The following is a 21,663-nucleotide window of genomic DNA, read 5'->3' on the forward strand; positions in this document are numbered from 1 at the left end:
ATAACTGCCAGCATTAGCCCCCTCCCCATGTTAAGGAAACTTCTTTCTCTTCTTCCGGAATAGGATATTTGAGTGATAATGCCTCTAAAGCTTTCATTCCCTCTTCAAAACTTTCGCGATTCTTTCGACGCATCCGATTCTTTAAGCGGTTATCGATATGATGATGGAAGAGCCACTGCTGACCATCGAACCACATTATCCGTCGGCTTGTTACAGTCAATGTAATGGCATCAAATACAATTTCGGATATTTCAACATTCCTTAGTGTGATTTGGTTTTCATCCAATTCCATAACCAAAACAAAATCGATATGATTGGCATAATCCGTTAATGCAATTTGATAATTCAATCCCTGTACCCACCGTATTTCCTTCCGTGCCAATGTACCCGGTACGTTTGACGAATCTTTTTCATGCATCGTTGTTCCTACAAAACCCGTAGTATTCGCACAAGCCTCCTTGTACAGAGAAGCCTCTACTTCCCGGACCTCCCCGATAATGTACTGACCGGGATCCTGCCTGAGCGTTCGTGGAAATACAACGGCTACCATGGTTTTGTCGTCACCCACAAATTCAGTTATATCACGATCGGGAAATCGAGACTTTAACCCAAGCTCCGGAGCATTTTCAGCAGAAACCGTAATTTTATCAGTTTCTGTTTCGGCAAATAGGGACAATAGGATGGTTGACTTTCCCGTTCCTGGCTCACCGGAAATGATGCATTTAGAACCACATCGAGCGATCATTCGGTAAATGGGAGCCGCCTTATCATCAATCGTTTCTAGCTTGGCTTGTTCTTTCAGTGTGAAATGCTCTACTGTATTTCGCCTAAATACAATTGTTGGTAACAGAGTTAAAGTTGGCTGTGTAATTACTACCCTTGTCCCGTCGTACAAACGCAATTCAGCATATTGTTTATCCCGACTCATGACTGCCGCTTCATCATTGCGCATTAAATTCTCGATTAGTCGATAGACATCCTTGATGCTCCGATACTGCTCATGCATACGATGTTTCTCACCAATTTTTTTGTACCTTACTTCTGTACCGTTCACACGACATTTCCCAATGTTTCGATGCCGCTCCAACCATACACTTACCACACCCAGCCCCCATATTTCATGGAATAAGGCATCTATAAGATTCTGGTAGATAGAAGGATACTGTGTTTCTGTAAGCTTCATGTGCTCAACCTGCTGCTTAATAATAATTTTTATTTCTTGAACAGCTTCAGGATGCCCGATTGTTGCTCTATGTTGTTGGTTCAGATAGGACTTTTTCTCATCATCGGTTTTTGCGGAATCGAGACGTTGATCAAAGTATTTACTAATGACTTCAAGAGTTCCATCAAAAGCTCCCAGGGAATAACCGGTTGTTGCAGCAGCTTTATTTTTTTGATTTTCACGAGTGTAATTAATCAACTGTTCAATGGTAACTTCTTTATTTTCCTTGGTTTCCTTTTCAATGGCAGCCATTTAACCCGTCCTTCCAGCAAACATTGCAGAAAAAAAGGATACTTTTTCATTTTTCGCCGTGATTAGAGGTAAATCGTAATCAGATATGATGAGATCAACAAGCTTGCCAAGTCCATTCTTAAAATGTTTCGAGTTCTGTGCATTCATTGGCACATATGGGAGCGTAGCGATGTTGGGAGAATCCATATAGGTCGCTATACTTGATTTTGTACCGGTCCCCTGACCATCAAAATTTAAAATAAAGCTTGTCTTCCTCAAATCGATCTCAAACTGATGTTTCAAATCAGGCATTACTCCATAAAATTCTTGCATTTCCTCTGCTTTACTCGTGGTACACATATACTTTCGCTGAATTGCCTTTAAAGCAACAAGTGTAAATGAATTATCCCAATACGGACTAACGTCGAACAAGGTCACATCAAAAGCATGCTGCACAATTCCAATGATCTGCTCCAAGCGATTAGGAACAAACGTTCGTGCGTATTCCAGATGCGGATTACCAGATATCTCAAATATTTTTTTTTCTTTTTCGCGGGCTATTTCTTTTACTCGCTCTGCAGTCAGCCCGCCTGATTCAAATTCACGATATAACTGGAAAATGCCCTCAGGCACTGAGTTAAAAGCGTAGGGATCCAACCGAATGACCCCAATTGTGGCACTTGTTTTTTCTGATAGCTGTTGAGCAATGGAATCGACAATTTTAGATGTACCCGATTTGCGATGGCAGGATACAAACGCGACTGCATTTTGCCGTTGTGACTGAAATCTCTCCGGAAATACGGTCCTGGCGATCTCATCTTGTATTTGTGAATCGGTACGATCTACCAGGAAACTGGCCGATTTGATGTCGCAGGTCTCTTTGGCTTGTTCATAGTCTCCGTCCAAGCCACGACGAACACCATAAACATAAATGATCTTTGCATTCGGGTACTCATTGACAGCATAGTCTAACAACTGTAATGACGTATGATCTAAAATGATTACCTCGGTTTCAATACGTTCTGTAAACTCGAAAACGTATTTCGTTGTTTGCAGGTCCTTGATATTTTGAACAATTGGTGCTAATCTACTCGTTTTTCCTACAACGATAGCCTTCATATGTCACTCCCCATTTACAGCATAAATCAGTTTATAACCTTCCTGAACGGCCATTTTTAACACAGCGTATTCATCTGATTTGAGATATATTTTTGCTTCTGTCGGCTTCGCTGTACCCTCGGAGCGATCGTCAACTCCTTTTTGATTTTTGACTGTCTTATTGGTAGAGTCCATGATATAACGTAACCGAACATTCTCAAATACAGGTTTAGTTAACGGTCTCTCGGGAGTATCTTTTACTTGTTCAACCACTTCTGGAAGGCCAAGCAGCTTGGACTGGGTATTCGCTTTTGCTGCCTGACTTTGCTTGAGTTTCTCACTCGGAAACAGCCAAATGTCACCTGTATCCCCATTCCGGCCTGTCCAGTCAAGTACTTCCCACCATGACGCAGGAATCGGATATTCTTTTTCTCCTTTTTTTGGGGCAAAGATGGTATCTCCAACATAATTCACGGTTAAAAAATCACCTGGATGGAGCGTCTGAACCATGGTTTTATTGATAACTTGATTTTTATTTTGCGGTGTTATCATGGTTGGGGTTATCGCAGCTTGAAGAATTTCCTTTTCATCAAAAAGCAGTTCAAATTTATCGGCAGTAATTTCAGAGAACTTCTCCACCTTTGCGCCCTTTTTTGGCTCATAGACATAAGTCTTTGGCAATAAATCTTGACCTGCTAAATAGATGATCGTAAACCCACCAATACCCACCACAAACATGACAATGGAAATCATGAATAATAGGGTTACCTTAACGCGCATAACTGCTCCTCTCTGACACAAAATCGTTCCATTAAGACGGACTTTGGCAACGTTCTACCTTAATGGAACGTTTGGAATCAGTTATCTAAAAAATCAAATACAAATTGTTTTAATTGTACTTCACCAGGAGCTTCTCCCTTAATTGCCATGCGAAAAGCGTTTTTTACGTCTGCCATGTGTTCATCGATTAAAAACAAATGGATCATTTCGTCAGGCAAATGATTAAGTGAACCCACAATTTCACTCACAGCTTCCTCAGTCCCGCAGCTCCATAACATAATTGGAGGATTATCCGTTGGATACGGACTCGGGAGACGACCCTCCCGAGCAATCCAGTTTAGATACCTCTTCAATTTGTATTTCATAAAGCGCAAGGGTTTTTTTGTTTGTTGTAGACGCTCTATGTACATCACGATGGATCCCACTGGTGTATTCATTCTTATGAGCGCCAGAGGGTTTTCTTCGTTTGGAGATATATGCGGGTACAACATGAAATCTTCATGGGCTATAATCCCTCTCTGCAGTAACTGTATTCTCAGTTCGTTGACTGCACAAATAGAAAGATAATGCGATATATTTTGTGCTAGAGCAATGGGATTGGGAAGGTCGTGCATGCCCATGACAAACCCCAGATAATTTCTAGCCGCAATCCCGATGCTCCAGACATATTCTCTCGCATTATATTCACTTTCCATGTACCATCCGTCAAACCAACCAATTCCCTGTAGAAAGCGGAGCCGCGATCCGAGTTTATGGCCTTTCTCAAACTTGTTCTGATAGAGACGGCGAAGCTGGTTTTCTGTCAACACTTTCATATGAGCTAGTGTGACAGCTACTTCTAGGTCACTTTCCGTAATCTGTCCGGTTTCGACGCGGAAAACCGTAACTTCCAAATTTGTTTCTGGCCGACTCCGAAAAGGCAGCATTTTGAATTGCAATGTCGGGTCATCCAGTATTGGAACACCGCCATCCAGCGATTTCCAGATTCTAGCTGTTTTTCCGTTAAGTGGAGTAAGGGCTGAACGCATATGGTTTGCGCAATGTCGATTGTAGTGTAGGGTCTATTTTAAAAATTCTTGCCTTTCCGCGTCGAGCCTGTTTATCCATCGAAACTATTTCTACGTGCACTGTAAGTCCTTGTGGCAAGCTTCCACCGTACTGACGCCGTAGATTGGACTGAAGATTTCCCAGAATGACAATACCTTTGGGTAGTTCCAAAAAATAACTATTCTGTCCCGCTCCAAATCCAGTTATTTTAGCAACCGTAGAGTCACCCCTGGTATAGTAATCTTCAATGTTGTCCCATATTTTAGCCTTTGCTTCATCCAACACAGCCCTACGTGACAGACGAACACGATAACCAAATTCAACTACAGTTTTACTTATGGCATCAACCGCTGATGTTTCATCGGCTTCCTCATCTTTTCGCTCATCAATTGAAATAATTTTCAAATCAAGTTCCGTCCCCACCTTCAGGAACTCTCTTAGATTTGAAGTCCGGACATGATCCCATTCTTGAGGAGGGATTAGGCATGGAACACCTTCGACATCCACAAAAACCAAGTTATTCTCAGTTACACCCGTTACAAAACCGTTAACCATATCTCCAACGGAATGGTTTCTTATGAAGGCTCTTGATACAAGTGGGACGGCCTCGATACGGCTAACAATAACATTTCCGTCAGTTGTAACATGCTTCACGACAAACGGTACTGTTGTTTGCAAAAAGCCGCTGTACGATGTTAAATCTCTGGTAATAAATTCATTTTTTCTGCAATACACGATCACACCGTTGAAGTTAATCAAAATCAATTCTTCGCTACTATCCTTACCCAATTTGACAGGACGAATGTTCTCGACCACTCCATACTGCACATACTTTCTACGCATCGATTCCTGTAACAATTCCAACACAGCTTGGTTATTCATAGTTTGCCACCTCCAGGGATTCAAGCAAAAGGGCATAGAAAAAGACGCACGTAACCAATAGGTCGCGTGCGTCTTCCGCCTCGTCGCTAAATGAGAGTTTATTCTAATAAAAATACTATACTCAAAAGCGAACAATTAGACAAGCCCCATTTTGTGAGGCTCTTTACAAACACTGTAATCATTCGGTATCTTTTGTTATTTTAAAAACTTGCTTTAAAAAATTTTTGCTATTTGCATCAATGCCAACATCTTTTAGTTGTTCTAACCTTTGCCGCTTCTTATCAACGACTACAGGCTTAGGAATAACCAACTCCTCGGAAGTTGTAATCGGAGCATCTACAGTTGAGGATCCTGTCGGTCCCTTTTCAACTAGTACTTCACTTAGTGCGGAAATGCTATCATTGGTCTTGGGTTCAGCTACCCTTTCTTTGTTATGTCCGTTAAATAGACTCGAGAAATTAACAACATCATTCGATGGAATGGGTACTTTATTAGCAGCAGGGACAGCAATCGTTTCTTTTTTTGGTATAGGCGATAATTCTGAATTTATTTTTATCGCGGAATGGCTATCTACTAGATTCATTGCAGGACCGGTCATTTTTTCACCAGTTTTCAATTCACCTGATGTTTTTTTTCCATAGGCAATTTGAGATGCACGAGGGACAATCCCTTTCTCAGTTTCTGTTACTGCTGGTAACTCAGTATCCATGGATTCTGAGACATTCTCTTCATGCTCAGGTTCAATTAAAGCAAGACTAACGAATCGATCTGGATAAGATTCTGGTTTCTCCATTTCTTCAAAAGTGGGATTCATTCGGCTATTCTGGATCTGCATCTCCAAGTCTGCAGAAGGATCCTTACTATTCGGGTCAACGAACTCACCCCAGCTATCTATCCAGTTCATATCAAATGTATATACCGTATCAGCATCATTTTGCCAGTACCTCATAAATTCTTTTACAGCAGCTGGCTTAAGTGCTTTTTTCCACTTTGATGATTTACCCATGTCAACAAAATCGCCTTCACCCTTCACCGCTTTGGCTGTACTACCTTCGACTACCAATCGAATGTAGCTAAATTTAAATTTGTTGAACATAATTTCATCTTCAGTTACCAATTCTTTTTCCTCACGTGTAATCGTTTGCCCATAACTAAATGATGGATTCGCAGCGCTCTCAGGAGTGTAATTTTCTCTAATAGAAACATCCTCAACAACGTGTGTGCCAAATATCGGTACAAGCTTCTTCGCATCATACTGGCCGACACCACCGTACACAATATAGTTCCGTATGGTACCGATCATGGCATCCACAAAAGCTTCATCGAATTTTACTTTGAGCTGTGACAATGATTGGCAAGCAACCATGAAAGCCACCTTATATTTCCGCCCCTGCCCTGCTAATTTCAAAAATGGAGCATTCATATAATCATAAAATTCATCTACATCAACCGCAATTAAGGGTCTTGTATCTTCATCTCCTTTTCGCCGGAACACCGCATTTTGGACACTCATGAGCACCAGTTTTCCAAATGCGTCAGAAACATTACCCAATAAGCCATTATCTGTATTACATAGCAATATTCCGCCTTTTGCCATTAATTTATCTAAATCTACTGCATTCTCACCTGTTAGGATCCGTGCTAAGTAAGGATTTGTAATTAAATCAGCTAACAGATTACGAGTTTGGCGTGTGAATTCTGTCTGCTTGTCCTTAATTTTTATCTGTCCCTTGTACTCACCTGAAGTAAATTTTTGCAGCATACCCTCACGGTCTTTTTCTTCTTCTAATCCATCGTTATCGAACCAACGCAGTGTCCGGGCAACAAGCATCCAATAGATTTGCATGTCTCGCGGCATGCGCTTAATTTCTTCTTGATCTGGAACCTTGCCACGAAGTTCTTCTACCATATTTTTCGTAAACCTTGGATCCTGATACATTTGGTCTAAGTCCAGAAGCGTACATTCATTTTTTTTGAGAAACTTTAATAAATATATATATTGTTTCAGAACGGTACGACATGCTTGCCTGAAGAATTCATTCGATACTTCGCTCATACCATCCAAAACCGCTGTTATTGTCTCCGCTACCTGCTCAATAGGACCGATCATCGTATTAATACCTGGGGTATCTGGATTTGAAGGGTCAAGATAAACGATTAATTTATCCGGAATACCATGTTCTTTGGCGAGTTTATAGCTTTTATCACATAAATCTTTGGATGGTTCAATGACGACCATACCAATTAAGTGCTTACCTAACTCTATTAAAAATTCAGGAGTGTTCAATCCATATTTTTTAACAAGCTGAGGGAATGCATTAATCATCTTTTGCATATGCGCCAAATCTTGTCGCACTACTTTAAGAATTTTAAGGGACGTTTTCCCGCTCCCTGGTGGACCTATTAAAAAGGTCCCTAGTTGTCGAGTCACACCCATTATAACAATGGGAACTCGGGATAGGGCATCAAGCGCTAAGGTTACATCTGGAAATTTCATTGCCATTTCCTCACCAAAGCGCGCTAAATACTTCCATTCAAATTTATAATCCGAGAACCAATCCTGGATAACTTTATCCTGTCTATATGTGCCAATAAGCCAGTTCAAAAACATGTATGTAATAATCTCTGGTATCATAATTAGAACTGTTCCCAGCAGATGCAATGCACCAACGTGGACATATTTTCGGTTCGCTCCTGTAACTAATTCATCCAGCGCCATCACTTTATCATAAGTTATTGGTTTCAAGTAATTGCTAGCAAATATATTGTAAGCAAGCGCACCAGTCATGATTGCAAATCCAAAAAATAGCATACGTCGACGTACAGAGCTGGTACACATTTTTAATCTTGTGCTAAATAACCATGCGCTAGTTGTTAAAATTCCAGTACTGATTAGCATAAAAAAATGATCTCCCGAAGGAGGACTATAGAAAATCATAAACTGTCCTACGATCGGGATCGTGTGTGCGATCTGCTCTCTTGTCATATCAAACTTTCCAAGAAACATAGCGATGAACATCCCAAGAGTGGATATAAATATAAAATACAAAATGATATACATCAGCCATAAAACGACCCCTGGAATTATTTTTCGCCAGTCAATTTCTCCGAACCAATTTACAAGATATTGTTTCACTGATTCGCATCCTCCCAGGTCAGTGTATTAATATTTCTTATCTTGCGGTAAACGGTTTTTTTATAGTGACCCCACACACCAGTTCGACAGACGTCCTCCCAATTGACGTAGAAAAAAGGAGGATCAGTAAAATGCACCTCATTATCCAGTTCATCTTTGTTAGGGTAGATCAGAATGATTTTTGCCTTTTGGTTTCCTTCATCAATCCACTTTTGCATTCGTAGTGCTTTCGCAATAGGATTCACCCAACCAAGCCTAGCAAAAAAAATCATATGTGTTTCTGCATCGCCAAAATTCCGGATGCGAACCGCTTCGTCAGGAATAATAGGTAATGATGGATTCAACACAATTTTTTTTAACTCATCAGTAAAATATAAAATTTCCTTATCCAATGTGCTGGGTGTTTCATTCACAAACTTTGCAAAACCATTACCTCTTGGATATCCTTGCTGCATATTGCCATTATTCTCAATAAAAAATTCAGACGAGGCAAGACAAGTATATTCATCACCGTGCAGCACTTGTGTTTTATCAAAGACCAGTTCTTCTTCCATTTGTCTGATGATTACTTTTTTTGTGTTTCTGGCCCTCATCTGAGTATGATTTTTAGGGGCAGGAAGTAATGTATCATTCTCATACCAGCCATTAACTGAAAAGAAGGCCATATTATTTTGAGGATAATAATCAAGGGAATAAATAAATTTTCTACATTTATCTTCTATCTCTTTAGAATCCTCTGTCTTCAGATCACACTCGATGGAAAGAAAGCCAGCGTAGTGTTGATTTAGTATTTCCCTATCAGCTTCTTGTCTGGATTCAACAGGTATATTTAGTGGACATTCTGTAACCCGCTTCTGTTTGACTAACTCCGTGTAAAAATGATTGGGTTTGAATATAAACCAATCAGGTCGGTAAGGAGTAATCTTACCAGCTACACGCAAATCCTGAATCGGATACCGCTTCCAGTCTGAGTGAGGGAAATAGATTTCCTTTTTAGTAAGATTGTATATAAGACGGGACATAAATTCTTGTGTTTCAAAGTGGTGGGCTTGTTGGCTGCCTACTGCAAGATTCTGTAATAGATAGTGTTGTTTGGGCTGATTGGGATGTGAATAATTCCATAATGCTTGTAAGTCAAAGGTAGCAATAATATAAAGTCCGAGTTTGGCTAATCGGTAGTGAAATTTTTTCTCATCACCTTTTGCTCTGCTCGCTTTCAACAAGTTCTCACGATTAAGCAAACGTTGGGCATACATTTCAGCTAGAAGATTTCCAACCGATTTTTTGTGCATATGTGGAGTTGCTACACGACCGATTTGAAACATATCTAGCTGGCGATGTGTATAGAGACATCTGAGGATTGCCATTTTATTTGCATTATTGATCGCAAGTTTAATAACTTTATCCTCAATATACCCATTCTTTAATCTGCTAGATTTTCCATTGATCCACCGTTTCTTCCTACCACTTTTTTCAACTTGGCCATTTAACTTTACTGATTCAAGCTTAAACTTTTCCGACCTATCAACTTCTTGTTCATCGATATCTCCTTCGTCCTCTTCATGTAACAAATAATCCTTAGCGAAGTTTAATGAGACATCTTCATGTTCCTCAATTGGATCAAAGTCAGCAGCATCGAAATCGTCATTAATGATGTGCCTTACTTCTGACATCTGAAACACCTCCTAAAATAAAAAAGACGCGATATGCCCCCTAAGGGCCACATCGCGTCTTCCGCTCTACATATGATCATCATAAATTATACACAAGATGATTACATTATGCATCCGAAAAATAATTACAGCGCTACTTTATTTATGAAATAGGAAGCCCACGAAGGCCACTTCGACCGCGGCGGTAGTCAGCTGCTCATATCCATTCGATTGTTTGGTACGCGGCGATCGCTCCTTCCTCCTACACTTCGACCGCGGCGGTAGTCAGCTGCTCATATCCATTCGATTGTTTGGTACGCGGCGATCACTCCTTCCTCCTACACTTCGACCGCGGCGGTAATCGGCTGCTCATATCATCCGATTGTTTGGTACGCGGCGATCACTCCTTCCTCCTACACTTCGACCGCGGCGGTAATCGGCTGCTCATATCATCCGATTGTTTGGTACGCGGCGATCGCTCCTTCCTCCTACACTTCGACCGCGGCGGTAGTCAGCTGCTCATATCCATCCGATTGTTTGGTACGCGGCGAGCCGCTCCGTTCTCCTACACTTCGACCGCGGCGATAGTCAACTGCTCATATCCATTCGATTGTTTGGTACGCGGCGAGCCGCTCCTTTCTCCTACACTTCGACCGCGGCGGTACCCGGCTGCTCATATCCATTCGATTGTCTGGTACGCGGCGAGCCGCTTCTTCCTCATGCACTTCGACCGCGGCGGTAGTCAGTAACGATGAGCGATTCTTCTTTTAGATAATTGAAAAATAACTTGTGGAAAATACACAGAAAAATTTGGTATTTTTAACAATTGGCGATTCGATATATATAGTCCATTTTAAAGCTATTATTAGGCTATGAGGATAGGGTAATCGTGTATAGTTACTCGGAGATTTGGAAGAGCATTTCAGGGTAGTTCTTATATCTCTAATTTTAGTTACATATCAAACCTCTCATCTCCTTAAAAATCAACCCAAATTCAGATTTAATCTTAATTTTTTGATTACCATTCGTAGAAAGAAATAGATGCTTAGAGGCAACGGTTTCAGAACGTTGCCTCTAAGCATCTATTAAAAGCTCTCAGTAAGTTGATTATAGACTCTTAATAATTGGTAATAATCTTTATCTTTGGCTATCAATTACCTACAGGTATGAGATAGTTCTAGTTGACCATAATTACTTACTAATATCGGATTGAACATACCTCTCCCATTTACTTAAGGCTTCCTCTCTTTACATGACATTAACTTACACTGAGTTTAGAAAGCGTGGAGCGGAAACAGTATTAGAGGTATTGGATATGTGCAACATGTAGCGATGAGTGCTAGATAATCGAGTATGAGATTAGTATCATTTAAAGCCGGCTCCTTGGAATCTTAATAGTCATGCAGATGGTGAACCTTAGTATTCTTCTTTAATCCTACTTTGTGTAAATGATTATAATGTCTTCAGATCCTCGAAATTGATGATCGCGATGCATTCATTATGTTAGCGATTATTTTTCTTCAGCAAGTAATTCCAAATACATTCCAGACATTAATTCATGATCTTATAGTTACTATTTCAGAAACTATTATAGTAACTATTTTAGTAACATTCCATAATAATTAATATAAAACCTATATAAACCAATAGTTTCAATGTAGTAACTATAGCAAAAATAATATCTCATATTACTCATAACTATCTTGGGAACCACATGAAAAATATAACATTTTGTATAAACCGTCGCCATTTTAAAGACTTGAAGATATAGAAATTTGATCTAGTTACTATTTTGGATACATCTGTAGATACCTCAAAAATACTTATGAAAAATAGGGATTTATACAAATATTGAATTATTCAAAAAATTATATTATGATGTACTAGGTAACTAAAATAGTTACTATATAGTAGATAGGGAGGCGGTAATTATCCGTGGAGTTCCAAATGCATCAACAATACATAGAGTTGGAATTCAACAAAGAACAAATAAAAATGTTTGCTGATATTGTTGAACTAGACCTGCCGATGAAACGAATTCTTTTAAGTATTGGACAACATGCTGATGCAAATAAAGATAATGAACTTAGTGCTGGTATTTCTATAAAACAACTTTCCGAAAAAGTAATAATTACCCGTAAGGTCCAGGAACGTGGCAAAGGGAAAAAATATGGACTTCAGGAAGCTAATATTGATCGGAAACATGCAGAACGTATCGTGGAATCACTACTTAAAATGTCTCTATGTTTCTATAAATCCTTCCATCCAACCAAATTGATATTTCTATCCCCTCGCGGCCGCAGTATTGCAGCAGAGATCCTGCGAAGACATAAAGAATCCCAAAAAACAAAAATGAATTAGGAGTTGATTATATTGTCTTTCAGAGATAACCCCCCTTCTATTAATATGACAATAGTCGGTTTTGGACAAGCTGGATCACGGATAGCAGATAAATTTGCTTCTTACAAAACCAGAGATGGAAAGCCAGTATACAATTGCTTGGCACTAAACTCTAATGATGGTGATTTAGAGGAATTACGTCACATAGCACCAGACAACCGAATATCGCTTAAATTAGGAGGTCTTGGTAAAAACCCTGAAAAAGCACTTCAAATATTAGAACAAAATGAACAGGTTAAAGAAAATCTAAAAGAATTTGTTACAAAAAAGGTACGTGTTGAGGATACATTAGTACTCTTTATAGCCGGTTTAGGTGGAGGAACTGGTACGGCCACCATAGTAAAGGCTGTCGAAGAATTCCACGAGTTTTATAATCTAAAACTCGTGAAACAAGCTCTCTTTAAAATAAGGGAACAAGTTGGAGATGCAGACTTTAAGCAAAATATAAAAAAATATCAAGTAGATGCCTATAATAAAGTAAAGGACCAGTTTAAAAAAATCGGTATCATTGCTACTATTCCCGTTCGTAGCGATGGTCCAGATGTCTTACGCCAGGTTAATGACTTTGCTTCTCGGATATGGGCAATGGCTAAAAATCCTACTAAGGGAATCTCATTCGTTTCATTTCCTGATAATCAAATGTTTTATGAACGCTTTATTAATGAACGAGACTCTTCTTCGAAAAATTACCGGGATTTTGCAAATAGTGAAATAAGTTCGATTCTTCATGAGCTTAACACAGCGACAAATGGTAGTGGCACTTCAGTAATAATGGATTCTAATGATTTTAAAAGAGTTGTTCATGAGAAAGAAGGATGTTTTGTCATTAATAGAGTACAAAAAAACGTTAAATCAATTTCAAATACAGATGACTTAACTAATCTTTTTGTAAGTTCTGTTAGTTCTAACAATCTTCATGATCCAATTGCTCTACAAGAAATAGATGAACAAGGCCAAAATGTTTTCGCACGTGTTCATCATGTTGGTTTACTGGGTATAATGCCTCCTGAACTTAATAAATTAGGAAGTTCATTTATTGATAATGCAAAGGAAGAAGTCAGCAAGAAATTACCCTTGCAAGGAACGATATTTTCTGGGTATCTCAGTGAAAATAACAATTTCAATGCAACTGTCTACTCATTTTATAAAACCGATGCCCTTCCTATTCGGCTTTCAAAAGGCTTAGTTAAAGAGTACGAGGAATTCATGGCCAAACAGAAACAAGTAACATACAAGCAAGACTCAATCCAGCAAATTGCTGCAACGGCTGATGAAGATCTAGATCTAGATTTGGATCTTACTGATTTCGGAATTAGTCTTGAAGAACTAGGAATTTCTGACAAAAAGGAAGAAATAACAGAAGACATTAATATAGACAATATGGATTTTTCTAACATTAATCCTAACGACATAAACTAAAATAATTTAAAAAGCGGGTTCTCGATAGAAAGAACCCGCTTTTTTTTGTAAACCTTCAATTCAATATTGATAATCCATATGCCTCCCTCCCTTTCCCTTCTCTATTTCTAATGTGATGACTAGGTAAAGAGCGTTGAACTGTTGAGAAACTGCAAATAGCCTCCCTAAGATGCCCCAGTTCGTTTATGAGGGCTTTTTTATGGTCTTGTGAAGTAAAATACCTACTCGGGGTTTGTCGTCCCTCTAACATGCTGCTTGAATGAGCGTTATTTTGTGAAAAAGAAACAGAACTACAGTTGATCAAACTGTTAAAGGTAACGCATCACCCCATCAAATCGTCACTATTCACCAATTGATAATAGCCTATCAATAGATGATAGTCTATTATCAATTCAATATTATCTATCTATCAATATGTCATCATATAATTTTATATCATTTTTAACTATGATGAGGTATCCTATTAAAAGATCATAGTCTATAATTAATTAAAAGTGATCTATCTTTTGATATATCATTATATTATTATATGTCATTTCTGATTATCCGCAGGGAATCTATTGATAGTTGATAGGATATTAATAGTCTATCTATAATCTATATGCCCATATATCATGGATTTATATAAAGTAATATCTTTGAATTTCAGAGGAAGCTATATACAGATGATAGTCTATTAATAATTAATAGTGGACTATCGTTCATATATCATGTAATTGTTACTATGATTTCTTTTGTAGTTTATTGAGATGTGCAAGGGTTCTTTCAATTAATAATAGTCTATATATTAATATATGATAGCTTACGAGTAGACTGATTCGATAAATGAAACAAGAGACTATCAATATCTGATAGATACCTTAGAAGCTATCAAACAAGAAGCTCATATGTTATAATTTTTTCAAAATATTAGGCCAAAATAATCAAGAAATAGGCCCAAAACTATATTTAGGGTTATAAGGAGGCTATTGATAGGCTATGACGGACCATTTTGAACAATATGAGGGTTATGTCACAATTGGAATTGCTCATGAGAGAATGAAAAAAGGAGGTATCAATATACCAATTCCTACTATGAGAAATTGGGTAAATGAACTTCATCAACTCAAAATTCATACCATACCAAGGAATACAAGAGATGAGAGAATTTTTAGTAAAGAAGACATAGAAATAATCAGATTTATTTCTGAAGCCAAGCAAAGGTTTGGAAATAATATCACTATGCAAAACATTGGTAGTATGTTGCTGGAAAATTTTTCACAGCATCTTCACTATGATCCAAATGATTCACAAGAGCAGCAACAAGGGATTATTCCGATTCTGTCTGAAGAAAGATTAAAAGATTTCCTAAAAACAGAGTTACAAGAAATTAATTTACTAAAACTTGAAATGGAACAATCAAAAACAAAATATGAAGAGATGTTACGCCTAATGCCAGACCCGATAGAGGAAGAAAAACAACGTAAAAAGGAATTGCGTCAACATGATCTGGATCGATCATTTACTGAAAACCGTGTCAATAAACGATTAAGAGAAAAAGCTGAAGCTGTTTGGAATAAAAATCCCAAGAAAATTGGGGTAATATTCAAAAAAGAAGATACTGCAGCAAAACTAGAATTTATCGAATTATATAAATTGGAACACTATGAAGAAGAAATGAAAAAGGAATATGATTTAGGAAATGATACAACAAAAAATTAAACATAATATAATTCATATTTAAAACGAATTTATGGAGAGGAGGAGGGGAGGGGGGTTAAATCAAATGCCTCTTTACTTATGTTGCATAACTCCAGGCAGAGAACTGATACACACAAAATAAAAAGACAACTCTTACCTAATAAATGAGCTGTCTTTTTTTGATTCTAAGTGTCTATTAAAAATAAAGTATTAGACTGAGATACTAAAGTTGTAGACTGAACGCCCGTGCCGAGAGCATCAGCAGCTCGAGCTCCTGATGCTTCCAGATGGATACCCAGCTTTGCGATCGGCAACCCGGCAATGGCGGCCGGATCGAGCAGCTGCAGTTCACGTTCTTGGTGCTTCCGGATGGATGCCCAGGTAGAGCCGATTTCCGGAAAGATGGACCTGGGATGCAAAACGTGGACTGGTGAACAGGACCCGATGCAACCATTACCAAAAAAAGAAGGCATGATCGAAGGGAAAATAATCCTTGGACCAAGTGCCGGTGGCTTATGACATTATGTTGCTGGTGAAGCTGTTCATGCTGGCGCTTTTATAGAAGTAGCGTTTGGCGGTGGTTGGATACATGGGAGGTACGAATGGAATTTCGACCAGGAAAGTCCGATACAAATCCATTCCAAAGGCTCTGTTATTTACATCCGTGAAGGGCACGTTGTCCGGATTCGTGGTTAAAAGAAAGAATCAAATGAATAACAAAATTAACAGCACGAACAGCGTTAAAAAATCAGGTGCAGACACTTCGACACCATCCAAAAACAATTGAAGATAACGATGAATATACGGCGTATAAGGAGGTACTTTCCTTGTTAAAAGTCGGTGATAGAGTATATTTAGAATATGATATTCTACGTGGATTAGGAACAGTTCTCGTATTATCAAAGACTGGAAAGACAGCAAAAGTTCAATGGCCAAACCCTTATAATAGCATAAAGTTGGCTAAGCCCACTTACTACAAAATCAAATGTCTTCTTGATGTAAATTTTCGGGCATTAAGAAATACAACAAAATAGGGAGCGTGTATGATATGGAGAAATTTAAGTTTGAAATAGGGGAACGAGTAACATTTTTTTGGAACTTTACTGGCCATTCTTTGGAAGCTAAAGATGCAACAGCAAAGGAAATAGAAGATGCGGGAGTTTGGTTTGAATTTGATGGTGAAGATGACGAATCATTTGTTGCGTACGAAGAGATGCACTTGTTTTTACGTTCTTCGGGAGGAGCTCCGGAAGGGACACACGCTTTGTCTGTAAATCAAATTACGGAAGCGCACTTTGATAAAAATTTTACCCCTGAGCAAATGAGGAAATTGATAGAATCTCTTAAATTGTGAAGTAATTCGATAAATAGGGAGGTTTCGTCAGATGAAGGTTGAAACCGTCATCGAAAAGGCATTTCATAAAGCTAATCTGATAGGAACGCATGTGGATATTTACGAAGTTATCGAAAGTTACAAAACCCTTTCGGTATTGCCGGAATCGGAGAAAGATAAGATTTACGACAAGATAGCCGGAAGTATGGGACTTTTTAGCAAGGGAACATATTGTTTAGTTGATAAAGTTGACCTGATTCATGCCTTGTCAACGGTTAAGTAATTCAGTGAATATCAATTCTCCATAAGGGGGTGTAACGGTGATTGGACGGTTGAAGTTACAGTTACGGATCGGGAAGGAAATATAATTTTCCAGAGAGATTATCCAGGCGACTCCATATTTGAAGCATCAGCAATATTTAACATGAACAAGGTTTCAGTTACCAAGCTGGAACGATTATTAGCTTTAAGAAGCTGTGATGCGACATATTGAATAAATTGTACATGGGGAGTGAGATCGTGGGGAAAAGATTGCGTGAATGTGAGACGGAAGATGAATATAAACAAACAACCATTGAGCAAGCTTTAGATGACTATAAATTCTTTAAAGAAACACGCGGGGAAGAAGAGGCGCTGAAATTTATTTTTGACATAGTTTACGAACATGCAAGTAATGCAGGTCATTATTTCGAACGGAGATCGCGTCAGGAAACATAATAAAAAATTTGTACATGGGGGAGCGTGAATTGAATGAAACTTACAAATGGTGAACTTGCTGTCGTGCAGATGGCGTTGGATGATTTTATTTTGAAAGAATCTGCGAGTTTAGAACGATATACGCAAAAAGAGGAATCTTCTATTACTGGAGATAGAACAAAATCTCAAATAATTGAATGTATTGAGAATCGACTTGAACGAGCGAAGACGGCGTTGAAAAAAATGAATGAGGTTACATAGTAAATATAACTGAAACAAATAGCTCGGTAGGGGCGACTAGCGAATGGCTGGCTAGCCGGTCAAACCATGAAAGCCTGGTATTCTATTCCGATCATGACATCACCGTTTATCAGTTAAAATACTGGTTATACAAGGCGCAGAGATAAGCTCAAATCTCCACCCTGACGTTCCGCCCCGTTACGTTCTCCTCTCAGAGTTCAATTACCCCATCGGTTCAGATCCAAGTCGGTATTGCCCAGATCGAGGTTCGTCGGTTTTGAATCCGGGCTGCTTTGATATTTGGTCCCCGCGCTTACGCCGTTTTGTTGAGCTTCAGCTCAACCTCGCCTGTGTATCTGCCTACGGAGCCACTGACACGCGTAAAATACTAGGTAGGGTCTATTGAAGCTTACGTTCCGGAAGACATACCACGCGGCCCTCGCGAAGTAGCTCGTGGCCAACGCCAGAGGGCGCACCAGGATGTGGCCTATCGCGGAAGCTCTGTTCCGAAAGACGTGCGGCACGTATGAATCTCGCGTAGTTGCTCGTGGCCAGTGCCTGCTGCGCACACCAGCACGTTTTACCGGCAGATCTGCTCGAAAGACGTGCCGCGTGGACCTCGAGCAGCAGCTCGTGGCCAACGCCACAGAGCACACCAGGATGCGGCCGTTCATCGGAACTCCGTCTGGAAGAAGTGCCGCGCGGATCTCGCGCAGCAGCTCGTGGTCAACGCCAGCAGTACACATCAGGATGTGGCATATCGCGGCAGCTCTGTTCCGAAAGACGTACGGCACGTACGAATCTCGCGCAGTTGCTTGTGGCCAGTGCCTGCAGCGCACACCAGAATGTGGTTGTTCACGCGGATCTCGCGCAGCTGCTCATGGTCAGCGCAGTAGCGCACACCAGTATGCGTCCGATCGCACAGCTTTACGTACATCGTGGATCTCGCGCAGCAGTACACATCAGTATGCGTCCGATTGCGGCAGCTCTGTTCCGGAAGACGTACCGCGTGGATCTCGTGCAGCTGCTCAAAGTGGTCCGGCGTTGGAAACGAACGGCAAGCCGTGCCGCAGTATTGGGACGTTTGCAAGGCGCAGGGCAAGGCGGAGGACTTGGCGAGGGCCAAAGATAAGTTGGCAGACCGTGAGCGCATCACAGCTGAATCCTTCGAGAAGCTTGGACGGAGGGCCAAGACGCAAGCGGTGTTCGCGGAATTACCGGTCATCATTTTGGAGTTTGCGGCACAGTATAAGGCCCGTTGTATCAAGTGGTTATTGGATGGTGCGGAGAAGTATCAGGCGCACATGATCGAGGTAAACGCCATACAGGACCGCAACGAGCGCAACAAGGCACGGGCGACCGCTTACAAAGCGTTTGGTGGAACGTGCCGGTCGCTTTCGATACCCCATCGGCGCTCCTCCAGCCCACCTCGAAGCCCAGCGTCTCCAGCAAAGAACGGAACGGCACGAGCGTCCTGCCGTCCAGGAGGATCGGAGGAGCTTCCTGAAACGTCACCAATTGGTCCTTGTAATATATGCTTATCTCCTTCGGGGCCGCCGATGCTCCTGTTTGAAACATAATCGCGATCACTAGCGATAAGACGGTCATCAGACTAGCCGCCTTAGCCGATAGACGATATCCGACATCTGATGTTCTGAACAAGCTAAACAGTCCTTTCCATGTTGATTTTCGACCGCCAATTCATGGCCGTTTCTTCTTAGCCAGTGTAGCATCACGGATTTCATTCCAATATTATACGATCGTATACTCTTGAATCATTTCAACGCTGCCCCCTACCGAGTGTCATGCTTGATCGGAGTTCGCACGAGAGAGCTTCGAGCGCTCGGTGCCGGGATTGGCGTGTTTCGTCATGCCCCAGAGCATGCGAAATGTCCCTAAACGCAAACAACCCTCCCTGCTTCCTACTTGGGAAGCAAGTCCGGGGGGCCTGGTTTGTATAAGAAAACCCCCAGTTCGACTGGGGGTTCAGGAAAGCTTATAGCTATGAGTGGTCCATCTTTTGAACTTCATGATAAGATGAGTGCCGGTCTGCCAACCGCACACATGAAATCAAAGGAGCTAAAAAGATGGACAAGAGCAGCTTAGCACATACGAAATGGAACTGCAAATACCCTATCATATTTGCGCCAAAGTATCGAAGACAAGTGATTTATGGAAAACTTAAGCGAGAGATTGGAAAGATCATCAGGCAGCTTTGTGAGCGAAAAGGAGTAGAGTTAATTGAAGCGGAAGCATGCCCTGATCATATCCACATGCTAGTGAGTATCCCGCCAAAACTCAGTGTATCGAATTCATGGGATATCTGAAGGGAAAAAGTTCACTGATGATTTTCGATCAATTTGCTAATCTAAAGTATCGGTACGGGAGCAGGCAATTCTGGTGCAGAGGGTATTACGTAGATACGGTAGGTCGAAACAAGAAAGGTCGCGCTTCCTTCGGGGATCAGCAATGTACAGCAAGGCGGTGGAGGTGGAAAAGCCAAAAGACCGGTCGTGATCATTTCGGAAAAAGGCAAAGACGGTCTGGATGCTTTGAACAAGATGCAAGAGCAACTATCCCGGACGATCTACTTTGGCCACAGGGAAATACTCCTTTTGGGCGAAAAATACGCTCTGCACGGAGTAGCCCAAGTTCTAGACAAATTTTTACGTGCGCCTGTCGACCGGTATAACAGCTTCGTCTTGACGACGCACGGAGCATCCGTAAAAGAAGTACTCAATGCGAAATATGCGCTGGAAAATTTACCGGGTACCGAGATGAATAAAATTGAAGCCCATAATAGCGGCGTATCGATCAAAATTGGCGAATTTATGGATGAAATATCGAAAAGTGGAATCATGCCAGCAACCGGGGCGATTCGGCTCGTGAAAGATCCAAGTAGCGGCGAAACCACCTTCAAAATCGACGAAGCGGCCGTCTACAAGTCAAATAAAGTCGTAGGATTTTTACCGGAAAATGAAACGAGAATGCTGCAGATTTGGAAAATCGGGAAGAGCGATGTTTGTGCCTCTGGATATTTTCCTTTGACCGCGGCTGTGTTGGCTTTGACAAGGCATGCTCAATAGTGCATCGCTTAACGCGTCGACAAGTGAAGATATGCGGTATGGTTCGTGGGTTGGCTGTTGATATCATTGTCAACGGTAATTTGACACTTGGAAGCAATATGATATCAGTACATATACTTGACATCTTGTCGAAAAATCGACGCATAGAAAAATAACCCAATTGAGCGAAGTATGGTATCCATTAGTTCTCACACGAAAGGAATAAACGCCAAATGGGTTACAACAAGCAGTTTACCCTATTTGCAGACGATTGAACATATCTATGCTCAATTACTTCCCTTCCGTTCGTGCTTCTCCAGACAAGCCAGTTTCTAGTGGTTTGTTGTTCTGATCGTCGGCTTCATGCTGCGCTCCGACCATCTAGGTGTGACTTCCGTGATTCGGGATCTCTCGCTGTTACGAAACACTGACTCACTTCTTCCGTTCTTCTGCTTGGCCCACCTCATTGTTGTGGCAGTGGTGGCTTCAGGTGGTTCGCCAGCATGCGCCTTTGCTGGTGATTCAGGGTCGTGTGGTCCTCGTCGGCGATGGCATGAAACAAGCCAAGGAAGGTCGCCGGATGCCGGGGGTCAAGAGGCTTCATGAGGAATCCGAAAATGTCGCCAAGGGTGAGTATATCTTTGGTCATTTGTTTGGTGCCATTGGCATTCTGGTCGGCGATTCCCGGAAGTGGTTCTGCTTGCCCTTGTTTATGAATCTACAAGACGGTGTCCAAACCATTCTGGGCTGGAAGAAGTCCGCGAGCGAAGTAGAAACACCTT

Annotated in this window: 20 protein-coding genes and 2 pseudogenes; 14 read left to right on the forward strand and 8 right to left on the reverse strand. The window is 40.8% G+C overall.

What is annotated here, in order from left to right; all coding sequences use genetic code 11:
• Positions 1–13: 13 nt before the first annotated feature.
• The 7 genes from LRL21_RS34625 to LRL21_RS34655 form a co-directional block, all read right to left on the reverse strand.
• Positions 14–1,474, reverse strand: coding sequence for an ATPase, T2SS/T4P/T4SS family (locus LRL21_RS34625; RefSeq protein ID WP_240420372.1), 1,461 nt, complete (start codon positions 1,472–1,474; stop codon positions 14–16).
• Positions 1,475–2,572, reverse strand: a complete 1,098-nt coding sequence (locus LRL21_RS34630; RefSeq protein ID WP_240420373.1) for a CpaE/TadZ family protein — start codon at positions 2,570–2,572, stop codon at positions 1,475–1,477. It abuts the gene before it with no gap.
• Positions 2,573–2,575: 3 nt separating this feature from the next.
• A complete protein-coding gene (locus LRL21_RS34635) occupies positions 2,576–3,304 on the reverse strand; it encodes a hypothetical protein (RefSeq protein ID WP_240420374.1) in 729 nt (242 codons plus the stop codon).
• Positions 3,305–3,408: 104 nt separating this feature from the next.
• Complete coding sequence (locus tag LRL21_RS34640) at positions 3,409–4,359, reverse strand: hypothetical protein (RefSeq protein ID WP_240420375.1); 951 nt, start codon at positions 4,357–4,359, stop codon at positions 3,409–3,411.
• Positions 4,334–5,260 (reverse strand): S1 RNA-binding domain-containing protein, encoded by a 927-nt coding sequence (locus tag LRL21_RS34645; RefSeq protein ID WP_240420376.1) that lies wholly within the window; start codon positions 5,258–5,260, stop codon positions 4,334–4,336. Before LRL21_RS34645 ends, LRL21_RS34640 begins: the two co-directional genes overlap by 26 nt.
• 178 nt (positions 5,261–5,438) lie before the next feature.
• Positions 5,439–8,396, reverse strand: coding sequence for a TraM recognition domain-containing protein (locus tag LRL21_RS46450; protein ID WP_240420377.1), 2,958 nt, complete (start codon positions 8,394–8,396; stop codon positions 5,439–5,441).
• Positions 8,393–10,069 carry a replication-relaxation family protein gene (locus tag LRL21_RS34655; RefSeq protein WP_240420378.1) on the reverse strand — a complete coding sequence of 559 codons (1,677 nt, stop codon included), beginning with the start codon at positions 10,067–10,069 and terminating at the stop codon, positions 8,393–8,395. Before LRL21_RS34655 ends, LRL21_RS46450 begins: the two co-directional genes overlap by 4 nt.
• 1,914 nt (positions 10,070–11,983) lie before the next feature.
• On the opposite strand from LRL21_RS34655, the gene LRL21_RS34660 reads away from it, so the two are divergent.
• The 11 genes from LRL21_RS34660 to LRL21_RS34710 all read left to right on the forward strand — a co-directional run bounded on the left by LRL21_RS34660 (position 11,984) and on the right by LRL21_RS34710 (position 18,948).
• Positions 11,984–12,409 carry a hypothetical protein gene (locus LRL21_RS34660; RefSeq protein ID WP_240420379.1) on the forward strand — a complete coding sequence of 142 codons (426 nt, stop codon included), beginning with the start codon at positions 11,984–11,986 and terminating at the stop codon, positions 12,407–12,409.
• Positions 12,410–12,415: 6 nt separating this feature from the next.
• A complete protein-coding gene (locus tag LRL21_RS34665) occupies positions 12,416–13,867 on the forward strand; it encodes an FtsZ/tubulin family protein (protein ID WP_420832526.1) in 1,452 nt (483 codons plus the stop codon).
• A 978-nt stretch (positions 13,868–14,845) separates the two neighbouring features.
• Entirely contained in the window at positions 14,846–15,568 is a 723-nt protein-coding gene (locus LRL21_RS34670) for a hypothetical protein (protein WP_240420381.1), read from the forward strand.
• A gap of 225 nt (positions 15,569–15,793) precedes the next feature.
• Positions 15,794–16,066 carry a hypothetical protein gene (locus LRL21_RS34675; protein ID WP_240420382.1) on the forward strand — a complete coding sequence of 91 codons (273 nt, stop codon included), beginning with the start codon at positions 15,794–15,796 and terminating at the stop codon, positions 16,064–16,066.
• Positions 16,067–16,136: 70 nt separating this feature from the next.
• On the forward strand, positions 16,137–16,334 hold the full coding sequence (locus LRL21_RS34680) for a hypothetical protein (RefSeq protein WP_240420383.1): 198 nt from the start codon (positions 16,137–16,139) through the stop codon (positions 16,332–16,334).
• A 40-nt stretch (positions 16,335–16,374) separates the two neighbouring features.
• The gene (locus tag LRL21_RS34685) at positions 16,375–16,581 is read left to right on the forward strand and encodes a hypothetical protein (RefSeq protein WP_240420384.1); all 207 of its coding nucleotides are present in this window, start codon (positions 16,375–16,377) and stop codon (positions 16,579–16,581) included.
• 14 nt (positions 16,582–16,595) lie between these two features.
• Positions 16,596–16,901: a hypothetical protein gene (locus LRL21_RS34690; protein ID WP_240420385.1), complete on the forward strand. Its 306-nt coding sequence runs from the start codon at positions 16,596–16,598 to the stop codon at positions 16,899–16,901.
• Between the two features lie 31 nt (positions 16,902–16,932).
• The gene (locus tag LRL21_RS34695) at positions 16,933–17,163 is read left to right on the forward strand and encodes a hypothetical protein (RefSeq protein WP_240420386.1); all 231 of its coding nucleotides are present in this window, start codon (positions 16,933–16,935) and stop codon (positions 17,161–17,163) included.
• A gap of 236 nt (positions 17,164–17,399) precedes the next feature.
• A complete protein-coding gene (locus LRL21_RS34700; RefSeq protein WP_240420387.1) occupies positions 17,400–17,597 on the forward strand; it encodes a hypothetical protein in 198 nt (65 codons plus the stop codon).
• A gap of 33 nt (positions 17,598–17,630) precedes the next feature.
• Positions 17,631–17,837, forward strand: a complete 207-nt coding sequence (locus LRL21_RS34705; RefSeq protein WP_240420388.1) for a hypothetical protein — start codon at positions 17,631–17,633, stop codon at positions 17,835–17,837.
• Between the two features lie 673 nt (positions 17,838–18,510).
• The gene (locus LRL21_RS34710; RefSeq protein WP_240420389.1) at positions 18,511–18,948 is read left to right on the forward strand and encodes a hypothetical protein; all 438 of its coding nucleotides are present in this window, start codon (positions 18,511–18,513) and stop codon (positions 18,946–18,948) included.
• 131 nt (positions 18,949–19,079) lie between these two features.
• On the opposite strand, the gene LRL21_RS46995 is transcribed toward LRL21_RS34710, so the two are convergent.
• A complete protein-coding gene (locus LRL21_RS46995) occupies positions 19,080–19,424 on the reverse strand; it encodes a stalk domain-containing protein (RefSeq protein ID WP_420832525.1) in 345 nt (114 codons plus the stop codon).
• A 479-nt stretch (positions 19,425–19,903) separates the two neighbouring features.
• Between LRL21_RS46995 and tnpA the strand changes: the two are divergent.
• The 3 genes and pseudogenes from tnpA to LRL21_RS34730 all read left to right on the forward strand — a co-directional run.
• Positions 19,904–20,196: pseudogene (gene tnpA / locus LRL21_RS34720) on the forward strand (IS200/IS605 family transposase); the annotation flags it as partial.
• Between the two features lie 133 nt (positions 20,197–20,329).
• Positions 20,330–20,902 (forward strand): Ger(x)C family spore germination protein, encoded by a 573-nt coding sequence (locus LRL21_RS34725; protein WP_240420396.1) that lies wholly within the window; start codon positions 20,330–20,332, stop codon positions 20,900–20,902.
• Between the two features lie 469 nt (positions 20,903–21,371).
• Positions 21,372–21,663, forward strand: a pseudogene (locus LRL21_RS34730) (hypothetical protein); the annotation flags it as partial.

The sequence above is a fragment of the Paenibacillus periandrae genome, assembly GCF_022458865.1.
Classification (GTDB): domain Bacteria; phylum Bacillota; class Bacilli; order Paenibacillales; family NBRC-103111; genus Paenibacillus_S; species Paenibacillus_S periandrae.

What these genes read in the sequence shown, in the direction of transcription:
- LRL21_RS34625 (WP_240420372.1), bottom strand. Translation starts at nt 1,474, where the DNA reads ATGGCTGCCATTGAAAAGGAAACCAAGGAAAATAAAGAAGTTACCATT.
- LRL21_RS34630 (WP_240420373.1), bottom strand. Translation starts at nt 2,572, where the DNA reads ATGAAGGCTATCGTTGTAGGAAAAACGAGTAGATTAGCACCAATTGTT.
- LRL21_RS34635 (WP_240420374.1), bottom strand. Translation starts at nt 3,304, where the DNA reads ATGATTTCCATTGTCATGTTTGTGGTGGGTATTGGTGGGTTTACGATC.
- LRL21_RS34640 (WP_240420375.1), bottom strand. Translation starts at nt 4,359, where the DNA reads ATGCGTTCAGCCCTTACTCCACTTAACGGAAAAACAGCTAGAATCTGG.
- LRL21_RS34645 (WP_240420376.1), bottom strand. Translation starts at nt 5,260, where the DNA reads ATGAATAACCAAGCTGTGTTGGAATTGTTACAGGAATCGATGCGTAGA.
- LRL21_RS34655 (WP_240420378.1), bottom strand. Translation starts at nt 10,069, where the DNA reads ATGTCAGAAGTAAGGCACATCATTAATGACGATTTCGATGCTGCTGAC.
- LRL21_RS34670 (WP_240420381.1), top strand. Translation starts at nt 14,846, where the DNA reads ATGACGGACCATTTTGAACAATATGAGGGTTATGTCACAATTGGAATT.
- LRL21_RS34680 (WP_240420383.1), top strand. Translation starts at nt 16,137, where the DNA reads ATGGGAGGTACGAATGGAATTTCGACCAGGAAAGTCCGATACAAATCC.
- LRL21_RS34690 (WP_240420385.1), top strand. Translation starts at nt 16,596, where the DNA reads ATGGAGAAATTTAAGTTTGAAATAGGGGAACGAGTAACATTTTTTTGG.
- LRL21_RS34695 (WP_240420386.1), top strand. Translation starts at nt 16,933, where the DNA reads ATGAAGGTTGAAACCGTCATCGAAAAGGCATTTCATAAAGCTAATCTG.
- LRL21_RS34705 (WP_240420388.1), top strand. Translation starts at nt 17,631, where the DNA reads ATGAAACTTACAAATGGTGAACTTGCTGTCGTGCAGATGGCGTTGGAT.
- LRL21_RS46995 (WP_420832525.1), bottom strand. Translation starts at nt 19,424, where the DNA reads ATGACCGTCTTATCGCTAGTGATCGCGATTATGTTTCAAACAGGAGCA.